Raw genomic sequence first — 12,685 nt, 5'->3', positions numbered from 1 at the left:
GATCGACGCCGGGCCATCACGTCGAGGCTTGACAGCGGGCAGTCGCTCCGGTGTCGTCCTCCTGCGTTATTCAACGACGTGCCGCCGGGCGCGATGGAGAAGAGGAGCATCGGTGCCATGAAACACATCGACGAGAAGCGTCTGGAATCAGATCTCGAATATCGGTTCTCGTATCTCATCGAGTTCGTCGGCTTCGGAGAGGCGGACATCGGCGCCATTCACGGGGCCGCGCTGCACCTGGCCCCGCGGGTCGAGGCGCTCGTCGACGCGGTGTACGAGAAGCTGTTTCTCTACGATGCCACGAAGCGCCACTTCGTGCCGAAGCAGCACGGCTACGAGGGGGAGACGCCGACCGACCTCCTGTCGCTCACGCTGAACCACGAGCAGATCAAGTTCCGCAAGAAGCACCTCGGGGACTATCTCGTCCGGCTCGTGACCCACCCCTATGACGCGAAGATGGTCTCCTACCTCGACATGGTGGGGAAGATCCACACGGCCAGGGGCGGCAACGCCCAGCTTGTCGTCCCGCTCGTGCAGATCAACGCCCTCATGGGCTTCGTGGCGGACGCCCTCCTGCAGACGATCCTGTCCCTCGGCCTGGATCGCGAGGCCGAGGTGCGCACGCTCCGCGCCTTCAACAAGCTGCTCTGGATCCAGAACGACCTCCTCGCGCGCCACCACCTGCCGGCGACCTGATCCGCGAGCAGCGCGGGAGGCCGTCGCCGGCAGCGCAGGATGACAGCTCGGCTCGCGCGGCGGCCCGCGGGGCGTCACGGCCAGGCACATGACGTGCTAACGACGTAGTGACATGCCAATGACGTGCTGAAGACCACCGGAGAGGTGGTTAATCTCCTCTCCACGTCCGTCGCGGTGAAGCAGAGTTCGCCCTCTTCTGCCACGATCGTGACAAATCGCCTCCGGGTCTCGACGTGTGGGCGGCGCGGTCAGGGCGCCGGCGCGCTGGAGGGGCGCGCGGCACGCGTGTTGCCGCGCGCTGATGCATGAGAAGGACGACAGATACCTGGTGGCTCCTGGCGCTCCGCGGGGCCGCGGCGCTGGGATTAGGGCTTCTGACCCTGCTCCTGCCTGGACACAGCCTCGGGGCGCTCGTCGTCGTCTTCGGGGCGTACCTCGTCGTCGAGTCGGTCATCGCGCTCGCCGGCGCGGCGCGCTGCGCGCAGCGCGGCCAGCGCTGGCGGGCGAGCGCGGCGCACGGCCTCATCAGCCTCGCGGGCGGGATCGTGACGCTCGCCTGGCCCGGGCTCTCGGTGCTGCTCCTGCTCTACCTCGTCGCGGCGTGGGCCATCGTGGGCGGCATCCGGGACATCGTGGTGGCGGTCCACTTCCGCCACCGGTTCGCCGGCGAGTGGCTGCTCGCCCTGGCGGGCGTGCTCGCCGTCGCCCTCGGCGTGCTCGTGATGGCGCTCCCGAGCGCGGGCGCGCTGGCCCTCGTGCTGTGGGTCGGCGCCTACGCGACGGTCCTCGGCGCGACCCTCCTCATCTCCGGCCTCGCGATGCGCGCCCACCAGCGCCGGCCCCCGAGCCACGGCCACCTCGGCGAGCTCTGGCGAGCGCGGGCCATGTAGCCCGGAGCTCCACACGAGAGAAAAGCCCTCCACGGACGCAGCTCGGCGTGGGTATCCTGGGGGGCAGGGCATGAATTCACTCCTCGGGCATCCAGCGCTTGTCCTCTTGCTTTCATCGACTGCCATGGTCGCCGGCTGCGGCGATGAGGACGATCACGAGGCCAGCCGCTTTGCCTGGCTCGCCATGCGCGCAGAGCAGGTGCGGGAGCTGTCCTTCGAGAGCGAGGTGCCGGTCCGCACGGTCACGAGGGGTGAGGTCGACGCGGAGGCGGAGCAGGCCGCCGGCGCGCTCGCGGAGGAGGAGCTCGAAGCGCTCGCCGCGACCTACGGCCGACTCGGCTACTTCCCGCCGGACGCCGATCTGCGGGCCATCCTCGGCGGCTCGCGGGACCTGGTCGCCGCCTGGTACTCGTCGGTCGACAAGGGGATCGCGCTCATCGGCGAGGTGGAGGATCACGTGCTCATCCACGAGTACGTGCACGGGCTCCAGGACCAGCACTTCGACCTCGGCGCGCTCGGCGACGCGACGCTGACGAGCGACGCGCACCTCGCGCTGCGGGCGGCCGCCGAGGGCGACGCGATGCTCGCCGAGGTGCGCTACCTCCAGCAGGAGCGCAACGACGCCGATCTGGATCGGCTCAGCTGGGCGACTGTCATCGCGTCGATCCACGCGGCCGGGGAAGACGTCCTCCAGGAGAGCGAGGTCCCTGCCCTGTTCGTCGATTATCCGTCGTTCGCCTACGGCTTCGGGTTCGAGTACTGCGCTCACAACCTGACCGGCGCGAGCGCGGCGGCGCCCGTCGCCCGCGAGCCCTTCCCGTTCGACTGGTCCCGAGAGGACGCGCTCTTCTCGCGGCGCACCCCCGCGACCACCCAGCAGATCATCGCCCTCGACGACCAGGACCCCGAGGCGCGCGTCGGCCTGGAGGAGCTGCCGGCCGAGCTCGCCGACGAGCTCGATCCGCTCGACTGGGACTCGATGGGCGAGTGGCTCTCGTACCTGCTCCTGCGCCCGCTCGACGGCGCGCCCGAGCTCGGGGACATGCGCGCGCTCGCCGCGGCGTGGGACGGCGATCGCGCCCTGTTCGTGCGCGACCGGCAGACGGGCGCGACGGGGACCGCGTGGGCGTCGGCGTGGGACGACGACGAGGCCGCGGCGGGCATCGAGGCCGCGCTCTGGCGGCTCCACGGCGGCGAGACGATCGACGACGGCGAGCCGCGGCTCGGGCGGGCCGAGGACGGCGAGCTCGTGTGGATCGAGCGGAGGGAAGAGCGCGTGGTCGCCCTCAAGAACGTCGACCAGGCGCTCATGCCCGCGCTCGCCGAGGCGGCCTTCCCCGCCGGGATCAAGCCGAAGCGCCTCGCGCTCCGGAAGCGCCCCTCGCTCGCGGCGTGGCTCTCGCGGCACCTGCCCGCGCGGCCGCGGTGAGCCGCGGCGCGACGGCGCGCAGACCCTGAAATGAAGCGCTCCCGCCTCCGGCCGTCGGGCCCGAAGCGGGAGCGGTTCACGGGCGGCGCGACGTGCGCTGACCGCTGTTGGACGATGCGCGCAGCGCGCTCAGACGCACAGGGAGTCGCAGTCGTACTCCTCGTCACACGCCGTGACGCAGTCGCCGTCATCGTCACAGGCCGAGACGCAGTCGTCGTGATCGGTCGAACACGCGGTGATGCAGTCATCGCCGTCGCCCGGCTCGTCGTCGTCCGCGTCCACGAAACAGCCCGCCGCCAGGGGAACCGCGGAAACCAGAAGCATGGCCAGAATCTTACGCATCATGGGTTGTCCTCCTTGTGGGTTCACTGTCCGCATGCGATGCAGGGGACATCGAGTCTCCAAGCAGGGGACGTACCAATCGCGCTCGGCCGCGATTCGCCTGCTGGCGAGCAACGCCAGGAGAGCCTCGGCGCCGCGCGGGACGAGCCCGGAGCGAGGCAGCCCGCCGCCGCAGCGGACAGGCGCGTGAAGATCGATCGAAGGCAAATCGCCACAGAGGGGTCACACCATGGCTGGGCCAGGCCGCGCGCTGCCCGTGATTTCCCGGGCAACGCCGCGCAACGGCCTGTTCGGGAGCGCCGCGCCAAACTGTCACACCCGCCTCGACCGTGGGCGCCGGACATCCGTCCAGACACGCCCCTGATCTCCCACGCCGGTCCCGGAGCCAGCCCCGCCGCGGCGCGCGCGGCGGCCTCAGCGGACCGCCGCCCGCCTGGTCACCCCTCGTCCTCGGGCTTCTGCGGCTTCGGCGGCGGGTGATCGACCGCGTAGCGCCGCAGGTCGAGCGTGTACGGCGCGTCCTCGTGGGCGGACGCCGGCTTCCCGGTGACCGGCCAGGGCGTCTGCCCCTCGAGCGTGAACCGCTGCGCGCGCCGGGCCGCCGCCTCGAAGCGCGTGAGCGGCGGCGCGTCGAAGGCGCGGCCCTGGGGGTGCCACACGTGGTACGCGCACGCGCCGATCGAGCGCTTGCCCCACGTGTCCAGGATGTCGAGGTGGATCGGGTGGTGGATGCCGAGGTGCGCGTGCAGGCTGTGCGGCGGCGCCCAGGCGCGGAACCGCACGCCGCCCACGTACTCGGACGCCATCCCCGTCGGCCGGAGCGGCAGGACGTGGCCGTTCACGAGCACGCGGTGGCGCTCGGGCGTGAGCCCCTGCACGCGCACCTCGATGCGCTCCATCGAGGAGTCCACGTAGCGCGACGTGCCCGTGGTCGTGAGCTCCTCGCCGAGCACGTTCCACGGCTCGATCGCGTTGCGCACCTCCAGGGTCACGTCGCCCGCGTGCAGCGTGCCCACCACCGGGCAGCGCAGCTCGATGAACGGGCGGTACGCGTCCGCGGGCAGGGCGAGGCCGCGCTGCTTCAGGTGGTCGAGCACGTCCTCGAAGTCGCGCCAGAGGTAGTACGGCAGGAGGAAGCGGTCGTGCAGCGCCTGGCCCCAGCGCACGAGCTTGCCCGTGTACGGCTCGCCGGCGAACGACGCGAGGAGCGTGCGGATGAGCAGCGCCTGCGCGACCGCCATCCGGAAGTGCGGCGGCATCTCGAAGGCGCGCAGCTCGATGAGCCCCTGCCGCCCGTGCGCGGTCTGCGGATCGAACAGCTTGTCGATGCTCACCTCGGCGCGGTGCGTGTTGCCCGTCATGTCGACGAGCAGGTGGCGGAAGAGCATGTCCGCGAGCCACGGCGGCTCGCCCTCGCGCCGCTCGAACGCGCGCGAGAGCGCGATCTCGAGCTCGTAGAGGGTCTCGTGGCGCGCCTCGTCCACGCGCGGCGCCTGCGACGTCGGGCCGACGAAGAGGCCGGCGAACATGTACGAGAGCGACGGGTGGTGCTGGTTGAAGGTGAGCAGGCTGGCCAGGAGGTCCGGCCGGCGCAGGAAGGGGCTCGCGAGCGGCGTCGGGCCGCCGAACGTGAGGTGATGGCCGCCCCCGCTGCCCGCCATGCGCCCGTCGACCAGGTACTTCTCGCAGTGAAGGCCGCTGTGGAGCGACGCGTCGAACACCGTCTCCAGGAGCGACGCGTGCGCGCGCACCCCGTCGGTCGGAGGCAGGTTCACCTCGAGCACGCCCGGGTCCGGCGTCACCGAGAAGCGGAGCAGATCCGCGCCGGGCGGCGGCGGGTACCCCTCGAGCAGCACGTCGATGCCCGTCTCGCGGCGGGTCGCGTCGATCGCGGCGATGAGCTCGAAGAAGTCCGCCGGCGAGAGGAGCGGCGGCACGAAGACGTGGACGATGCCGTCGCGCGTCTCGACGCAGAGCGCGGTGCGCACGCCGTAGCCCGACCGGCCCGCGGCCGTCGCGGCGCGCTGCGGCTCTGCGGCGCGCTCGCCCGCGGCGGCCTGCCGCTGCGCCGCGCGCGCGTCCGCCGTGTCGGCGCCGTCGGCGTCGCCCGGCACCTCGATGCGGCGCTGCTTCTCCTCCTCCTCCTCGGGGTCGAGGTCGCCGCGCCGCGGGTCCGGCGGGGACACGAGCTCCTCGAGCGGCGGGGGCGGCGCCACGGCGACGAGGGAGCGGAGCGGCAGGCGCAGGCCGATGGAGCTGTCGCCCGGCAGCAGGAACAGGTGGCCGCGCCGGAAGCCCCAGCGCTCGCTGAGCCACGACCCCGACTGGCGCGTGAGGGGCAGGACGAAGCCGACCTCGGACCCGAGCCCGCGGTCGAGGATCTTCGCGAGGCGCCGCCGCTCCTCCGGGTCGTCGAGGTCCGCCTTGAGCGGGTCGACCTCGGTGGGCAGGCTCGCCTCGTCCTGGAGGTGGCGCCACGGGTCCTCGTGGGCCGGCAGCAGGAACTCGGCGAGCCCGAGCCGCGCCGCGAGCGCCTGGGCGAACTGCCGCGACTGCGCGAGGCCGCGCCCGCGCGACGAGCTGCGCGCCGAGACCGAGGGATCCGCGTGGCGCGCCTGGGACATCTCGGTCCAGAGGGGGACGCCGTCGCGGCGGCCGATGATCTCGAGCGCCCAGCGGGGGAGGCTCTCGCCGGGGTAGTGCTTGCCGGCCCGGAGCAGCAGGAGGCCGCCGGGGGTGATCCGGCGCCGGAGCTCGTGGGCGAGCCGGAGCCCCTGCGACCACTTCGTCGGACCGAGCGCGCCCTCGCGCCACTCCGGGGCGTCCGGGTACTCGCGCGAGTTGAAGGTCGGCTCGCCGCCCATGGTGAGGGTGAGGCCGGCGGCGGCGAGCCGCTCGTCGGCGCGGTCCGCGACGGAGAGGAGCTCCTGCCAGACGGGCTCCTCGTAGGGCGTCGTGGGCCGCGGCTCGTGGCCGAGCCGCCCGACCTTCATCTCGAAGGTCACGTCGCTCGCGCGCGTGTCGCTCGAGCCCTCGACCGGGGACGCGAGCGCGGGCGAGGCCGTGCAGGCGAGCGGGATGTGGCCCTCGCCGCAGAGCAGGCCGCTCGTCGCGTCGAGGCCGATCCAGCCCGCCCCGGGCAGGAAGACCTCGGCCCACGCGTGCAGGTCGACGACGTCGCGGCTCACGCCGCGCGGCTGGTCGGGGATCATCCCCTCGTCGGTCAGCTGCACGAGGTAGCCGCTGACGAAGCGCGCGGCGAGCCCGCGCGACCGGAGCGCGGCGATGAGCAGCACCGCCGAGTCGCGGCAGCTGCCGCGGCCGTGGGCGAGCGTCTCCTCCGGCGTCCAGATGCCGGCCTCCTCGCGGATGACGTACTTGATGCGCCGGTTGACCGCGGCGTTCAGCGCGATGAGGAGCGACACCGTGTTGCCGTCCCGGGGCAGCCCGGCGAGGAACTCGTCGAGCAGCGGGCCGCGGGAGAGGGTGGGATCGGAGCTGTCGAGGAACGGGGCCAGGTCCTGCGTGAGCTCGGCCGGGTACGCGAACGGGACCTTCTCGGCGCGCTCGTCGAGGAAGAAGTCGAACGGGTTGACGGGGCGCACGCTGACCGCGAGCTCGACCAGGATGTCGAAGTGCGTGACGCGCTCTCCCACGGGCAGGAGCACCCTGGCGACGTGGTTGCCGTAGGGGTCCTGCTGCCAGTGCGCCGCGATCGGCGGATCGATCTTCAGGCTGTACGACTCGATTTTCGCCTTCGCGTGCGTCGCGGGCCGCAGCCGGATGAGGTGCGGGCCGAGCGCGGCGGGGCGGGGATATGTGTAACGGGTCCGGTGCTGGATGAGCAGGCGCACGGTGGGTTGTCTCCGGGGGTGGGCCTATCCAACCAGAAGTGACCCCGTTCCGTCTCGCCCTCCGCGACGCAACGCGACGCTGCGTGCGGTCCAGCGCGCGGTGCAGCGCGGGAGTGTTTCCGCGACGATTCGGCCAGGGAACGGCGGTGTGGCGGCGCGAGGCTGGGCGACGCGAACGTGCGGCGGCGCCGCGCGCTTGCCGTCCGAGGGCGAAGCGGTGATCATCGCGCGCTGTGTCGGATTCCGAGACGAAACAGCCCTCGCTGCCCCCGGTGGAGCCGGGGACCGTGCTCGCCGGCAAGTACCGCGTGGAGCGGATCATCGGCCAGGGCGGCATGGGGGTGGTCGTCGAGGCGCGGCACGTCGTGCTGGACGAGCGGGTCGCGCTGAAGTTCCTGCTCCCCGCGTTCACCCTGCACCCGGAGGGGTCGGCCCGCTTCCTGCGCGAGGCGAAGGCCGGCATGAGGATCAAGAGCGAGCATGTCGCGCGCGTTTCGGACGTCGGCACGCTCGAGAGCGGCGCCCCTTACATGGTCATGGAGTTCCTGACCGGGAGCGATCTGGCGCGCCTGCTCCGGGACCAGGGCGTGCTCGGCATCGAGGACGCGATCGACTACATCGTGCAGGGCAGCGAGGCGATCGCCGAGGCGCACTCGCTCGGCATCGTGCACCGCGATCTCAAGCCGGCGAACCTGTTCCTGACGAGGCGCGCCGACGGCTCGCCGCTCGTGAAGGTGCTCGACTTCGGCATCTCCAAGATGGCGACCAGCGCCGTCGACATCCTGACCGGCACGGACGCGGCGCTGGGCTCGGCCCTGTACATGTCGCCGGAGCAGATGCGGCAGACGCGCTCGGTCGACAACCGCACCGACATCTACGCGCTCGGCGTGTCGCTCTACGAGCTGCTCGCCGGCAGGCAGCCGTACTACGCCGAGACGCTGCCGCAGCTCTGCGCGGAGGTGCTGACCGGCACGCCGACGCCGCTCCGGGACATCCGCCCCGACGTGCCCGCCTCGCTCGCGAGCGTGCTGGAGAGGGCCTACGCGCGCGAGCGCGAGCAGCGGTACGCGTCGATCGCCGAGCTCATCGTGGCGCTCGCCCCGTTCGCGCCGGCGCGCAGCTACACGACCCTCGACCGGATCGCGCGCATGGGCGGCCTGTCGCTGCACGCGGCGGTACACGGCGGGCAGCGCGGGTCGCAGCCCTCGTTCACCGCGGACGCGAGGAGCTCGGCGCCGGCCTTCCGCGAGCCCTCGTGGCCGGGGCTCCCGACGCCCGGTGCCGGGCAGGCCGACGCCGGGCCGCAGCGCCCGGCGACGCCGTTCCCGCACCCGCAGTCGCCTTTTTCGCAGGCGCCCTCGCCCGTCGCGCACGCGACGACGCCGTACCCGCACCCGCAGTCGCCTTTTTCGCAGGCGTCCTCGCCCGTCGCGCACGCGTCGACGCCGTACCCGCACCCGCAGTCGCCGTTCTCCCGGGCCGCGTCGGCTGGCGCCGGCGCGCGCGGGACGCACCCCGGCGAGGGCGGCAGGCCGAGCCCGGTGCCGCCGGAGGGCCCGTCGGCGCCCACGCCGCAGCAGATCGTGCCCGGCCCGTACAACGCGCCGATCAGCTCGCGCGCCGCCGCGACCTTCGCCTCGTCGACCACGCTCGGGCTCCCCTCGGACGGGCGCCGGATCCCGGGGTTGCAGACCTCCCCCGCCGCGCTCGCCGCGATCGCGCTGCTCTCGACGACGCTCCTCCTCGGGCTCATCGCCGTCGGCGTGTTCTTGATCCGCGGGCGCGGCGCCGACGGCCCGGGCGGCGCGATGGCGACGCCGGCGGAGACCGCGGGCGCGACGTCGACCGCGGCGCCGACGCCTGACCGGCCGAGCGCGGAGGCGGCGGCGACCGACGAGCCGTCGGTCCGGCCGGCGGCGACCGAGGGCGCGGCGAGCGCCGCTGCGTCGGCGAGCGCCGCTGCGCCGGCGAGCGCCGCTGCGCCGGCGAGCGCCTCGGCCGCGGCGCCTGCTTCTGCGCCGGTCAGGGCGGCACCGCCGCGACCGACCGCGGGCCGCAACGCGCCGGCCGGCCGGAACGCGCCGCCCCCGAACCCCCAGCGACCGCCGCAAGGCATCGACCTGAACGATCCGCACTGAGCCCACAGCCATGATCCCCTCGAGATTGCACGCCCCCCGCGCGCTCCGTCGCGCCCGCCTCGCCCTCGCCTCGGTCGTCCTCGCCTCGGCCGCCCTGCTCGCGCCCGCGAGCGCCGCCGCGCAGGGCGCCGGCGGCGATCCGACCCTCGCCCAGACCTTGTTCGAGGAGGGGCGCCGCCTGATGGAGGCGAAGTCGTACGCGGAGGCGTGCCCGAAGCTGGCGGAGAGCCAGCGCCTGCGGCCCGGCACGGGCACGCTGCTCAACCTGGCGCTGTGCAACGAGGCGCTCGGCAGGACGGCGACGGCGTGGGGGCAGTTCAAGGAGGCGCTCTTCGCCTCGAAGAAGGAGGGCAACGCGGCGCGCGAGGCGTTCGCGCAGGAGCACATCAGCGCGCTGGAGCCGCGGCTCTCGAGGATCCAGCTCAACGCGGAGAGCACGCCCGGCCTGCTGATCCGCGTCGACGGCCACGACATCCCCGCGGCCGCGCTCGGCACGCCGATCCCGATCGATCCCGGCGCGCACGAGGTCGAGGCCACCGCGAGCGGCTACGCGGTCTGGTCGACGACCGTGCAGGTCGGCGAGAACGCCGACCTGAAGGCGATCGCCATCCCGAAGCTCCAGCCGGCGCCGGCCGCCGCCGCGACGGCCGGCGCGCAGGGGCCCGCGGCGGGCGGCGTCGGGGACGGCGGCGGCAGCGCGGGCGGCGGTGGAGGCCTGCGCACCGCGGGCTTCGTGATCGGGGGCGCCGGCGCGGCGGTGCTCGGCGTCGGCGCCGTGTTCGGGATCCTCGCTGCGGGCCAGGCGAGCGACGCGGAGGACGACCCGACGCTCTGTCCGGCCAAGCAATGCTCGCCTCGAGGCCGCGAGGAGATCGACGCGGCGGAGACCAAGGCGCTCGTGTCCACGATCGGCATCGGCGTGGGCGTCGCCGCGCTCGGCGCGGGGGCGATCCTGGTGCTGACGTCCGGCCCGTCGAACACCGAAGCTGCGCGCGCCGCCGGAGCGCGGCGGGGCTCGCCCGGCCGGGTGCAGGCGCGCGTCGTGCCGCTCATCGGCGCGGACGGGGGCGGCGTCGGGGTGCTGGGGCGGTTCTAGAGCGGTTTTCGTTCGGGTTTGATGCAGACGTCTCTCGTCTTCCGTCTTCCGTCTTCCGTGCGCGTGCGCGTGCGCGCTGACTTCGGAGAGTCCGGAGAATCGCGCACGCGCACGCGCACGAAGGACGAGCACGGAAGACGGAAGACGGAAGACGGAAGACGGAAGACGGAAGACGGAAGACGGAAGACGGCGTAACAATGCCGGCTGAAAACCGCTCTAGAGCTGGAGCGGACTAGAGAAAATCAACCGCCAAGGCGCCAAGGACGCCAGGAGAACCCAGAATTTCTTCTCTTGGAATTCTTGGCGCTCTCGGCGGTTCATCTTCTCTTCTCACCGAGCGCCGCTCCGGAGAGATGGAGATAATGAGTGCTCGGAGGACACGAGTCCCGGAGTATCCGGATCTGGCGGCGATGAGCGCCCCACACGCGGAGAGCATCAGGGCCTGAAGCGCCGCGCCGGCGCGCGGCAGACGCCGGTCGTCCGCGGGCGAGGTGCGAGGCGAGGTGCGAGGCGCGGGGCCCTGTGACGGTCACCGACGAGCCAATCAGGGGGTGTCCGCACGTGACATCCGCGCCGGCGTGCGCTCGCTTTTGTAACGATGGATGATGCCGGTCTGTTCGTGGAGACCTCGATCACAGCCAGGCTTCGCAGCTGCGAGCGCGATGTTCTCGAGCGCTGGACGCGCCGGGTGCTCGAGGACCCGAGGGCGACGAAGGCGCAGCGGGCCGGCGGGCCGATGCTCGCCCGCGAGGTCCCGCAGCTGTTCGAGGATCTCCTCGAGGCGCTCGCGGCGAGCCGGCGCGTCGAGCCCCGCGCCGGCGGGGACGGGGAGCTCTGCAGCGCCTGCGCGCGGGTCGAGGAGCACGCGCGCCTCTGCGTCGCGCAGGGCCGCTGCATCGCGGGGGCGCTGCGGGAGCTGTCGCACCTCCGGGCGGCGCTGCTCGAGGTGTGCGCCGAGCAGGGCATCTCGATCGGGGTGAGGGAGGCGCAGGTCCTCCACGCGATCGTGGACGCGAGCATGTGGACGAGCGCCCTCGAGATCGAGACGGCGACGCGCGCCGCGCTCGAGGACAGCGGCGCGCGCCTGCGGCTCGCGACGCGGGCCGGCGGCGTCGGGGTGTGGGATTACGACACCGTGACCGGCAAGCTGCGCTGGGACGATCGGTCCCGGGAGGTGGCCGGGCTGGATGCTGCGTCGGAGGTCCGGTACGAGCTCTTCCTCTCGGCGATCCACCCGGACGATCGCGCGCGCGTGGAGGAGGCCGTGCAGCGCTCGCAGAGCCCGGAGAGCGGCGGAGAGTACAGCGTCGAGTACCGCCTCGTGGGGATCCGCGACGGGGTGGAGCGCTGGATCGCCGTGCAGGGGCGCACGTTCTTCGACGCCGCGGGGCGCAGCGTCCGGATGATCGGCACGGTGATCGACGTCACCGAGCGCAAGCGGGCGGAGGCGGCGCGGCGCGAGGAGCTCGTCCTGCGCGACCGGTTCATCGCCGCGTTCAGCCATTACCTGCGCACGCCGCTGACCTCCATCGCGCTGGCGGCGAGCGTGCTGGATCACCACGGCAACCTGACGCCGCATCAGGCGCGGTACGTCGAGCGGATCGCGGCGAGCGCGCGCCGCATGTCGCGGACCATCAACGACCTGCTCGACCTGAAGCGGAGCCGCTTCGGCAACATCCCGATCGCGCCGAGGCCGGAGGATTTGCATACCGTATGCAAGAGCGCGGTCGACGAGCTCAGGGCGGCGCACCCGGGCGTGCCGATCCAGCTCGATCTGCAGGGGAGCGGCGCCGGGACCTGGGACCCCGAGCGCATCGCCCAGATGGTGACGAACCTGGTGCAGAACGCGATCGACTATGCCGACTCGGGCAGCGCCGTCCGGGTGGCCGTCCGCCCGCGCGGGGAGGATCTGCTGATCGAGGTGCACAACGAGGGGCCGGCGATCGCGCCGGAGCTGCTGCAGACGCTGTTCGACCCGTTCCATCAGGCGCCCGTGGGAGGGTGGACGAGCACGGGGCGCGGGCTGGGGCTCGGGCTGTTCATCGCGCACCAGATCGCGAAGGCGCACGGCGGGGCGATCGAGGTCGACAGCAAGGCGGAGCGGGGGACGACGTTCACGGCGAGGCTGCCGCGGAGGGAGGCGGTGGCCGGGAGTTGAGGGGCGAAGAGCAGAGCGGGCCGCCCGCTCGCCAGCGGGCCGCCCGCTCGCCCCCTGCGATGTCGCTCGCTCGCGTCCAGGG

The 12,685-nt window shown here is 73.1% G+C and carries 8 protein-coding genes; 6 read left to right on the top strand and 2 right to left on the bottom strand.

Annotation, left to right across the window (positions count from 1 at the left end):
- Nucleotides 1-117: 117 nt before the first annotated feature.
- The 3 genes from WME89_RS02640 (at nt 118) to WME89_RS02630 (ending at nt 3,015) form a co-directional block, all read left to right on the top strand.
- Nucleotides 118-696 carry a protoglobin family protein gene (locus tag WME89_RS02640; RefSeq protein ID WP_437623280.1) on the top strand — a complete coding sequence of 193 codons (579 nt, stop codon included), beginning with the start codon at nt 118-120 and terminating at the stop codon, nt 694-696.
- Nucleotides 697-1,001: 305 nt separating this feature from the next.
- A complete protein-coding gene (locus WME89_RS02635; RefSeq protein ID WP_438007711.1) occupies nt 1,002-1,586 on the top strand; it encodes an HdeD family acid-resistance protein in 585 nt (194 codons plus the stop codon).
- A gap of 70 nt (nt 1,587-1,656) precedes the next feature.
- On the top strand, nt 1,657-3,015 hold the full coding sequence (locus WME89_RS02630) for a hypothetical protein (RefSeq protein WP_438007710.1): 1,359 nt from the start codon (nt 1,657-1,659) through the stop codon (nt 3,013-3,015).
- A 129-nt stretch (nt 3,016-3,144) separates the two neighbouring features.
- Here the strand turns inward: WME89_RS02630 and WME89_RS02625 are convergent, their stop codons facing one another.
- Nucleotides 3,145-3,339, bottom strand: a complete 195-nt coding sequence (locus WME89_RS02625) for a hypothetical protein (protein WP_438007709.1) — start codon at nt 3,337-3,339, stop codon at nt 3,145-3,147.
- Between the two features lie 455 nt (nt 3,340-3,794).
- The gene (locus tag WME89_RS02620) at nt 3,795-7,211 is read right to left on the bottom strand and encodes a DUF2126 domain-containing protein (protein ID WP_438007708.1); all 3,417 of its coding nucleotides are present in this window, start codon (nt 7,209-7,211) and stop codon (nt 3,795-3,797) included.
- A 233-nt stretch (nt 7,212-7,444) separates the two neighbouring features.
- Between WME89_RS02620 and WME89_RS02615 the strand changes: the two genes are divergently transcribed.
- The 3 genes from WME89_RS02615 to WME89_RS02605 all read left to right on the top strand — a co-directional run bounded on the left by WME89_RS02615 (nt 7,445) and on the right by WME89_RS02605 (nt 12,603).
- On the top strand, nt 7,445-9,349 hold the full coding sequence (locus WME89_RS02615; protein WP_438007707.1) for a protein kinase domain-containing protein: 1,905 nt from the start codon (nt 7,445-7,447) through the stop codon (nt 9,347-9,349).
- 10 nt (nt 9,350-9,359) lie between these two features.
- Nucleotides 9,360-10,445, top strand: a complete 1,086-nt coding sequence (locus WME89_RS02610; RefSeq protein ID WP_438007706.1) for a hypothetical protein — start codon at nt 9,360-9,362, stop codon at nt 10,443-10,445.
- Nucleotides 10,446-11,064: 619 nt separating this feature from the next.
- Nucleotides 11,065-12,603, top strand: a complete 1,539-nt coding sequence (locus WME89_RS02605; protein WP_438007705.1) for an ATP-binding protein — start codon at nt 11,065-11,067, stop codon at nt 12,601-12,603.
- The last annotated feature ends 82 nt before the right edge of the window (nt 12,604-12,685 follow it).

Origin of the sequence: Sorangium sp. So ce321 (genome assembly GCF_051530195.1) — a bacterium.
Taxonomy (GTDB): domain Bacteria; phylum Myxococcota_A; class Polyangia; order Polyangiales; family Polyangiaceae; genus Sorangium.
Note: the sequence above shows the minus strand (reverse complement) of the source record. Positions and strands in the feature narration are given on the sequence as shown.

Bases quoted from the DNA above. Each gene is read 5' to 3' on its own strand.
- WME89_RS02640 (WP_437623280.1), top strand. From the start codon at position 118: ATGAAACACATCGACGAGAAGCGTCTGGAATCAGATCTCGAATATCGG.
- WME89_RS02635 (WP_438007711.1), top strand. From the start codon at position 1,002: ATGAGAAGGACGACAGATACCTGGTGGCTCCTGGCGCTCCGCGGGGCC.
- WME89_RS02630 (WP_438007710.1), top strand. From the start codon at position 1,657: ATGAATTCACTCCTCGGGCATCCAGCGCTTGTCCTCTTGCTTTCATCG.
- WME89_RS02625 (WP_438007709.1), bottom strand. From the start codon at position 3,339: ATGCTTCTGGTTTCCGCGGTTCCCCTGGCGGCGGGCTGTTTCGTGGAC.
- WME89_RS02610 (WP_438007706.1), top strand. From the start codon at position 9,360: ATGATCCCCTCGAGATTGCACGCCCCCCGCGCGCTCCGTCGCGCCCGC.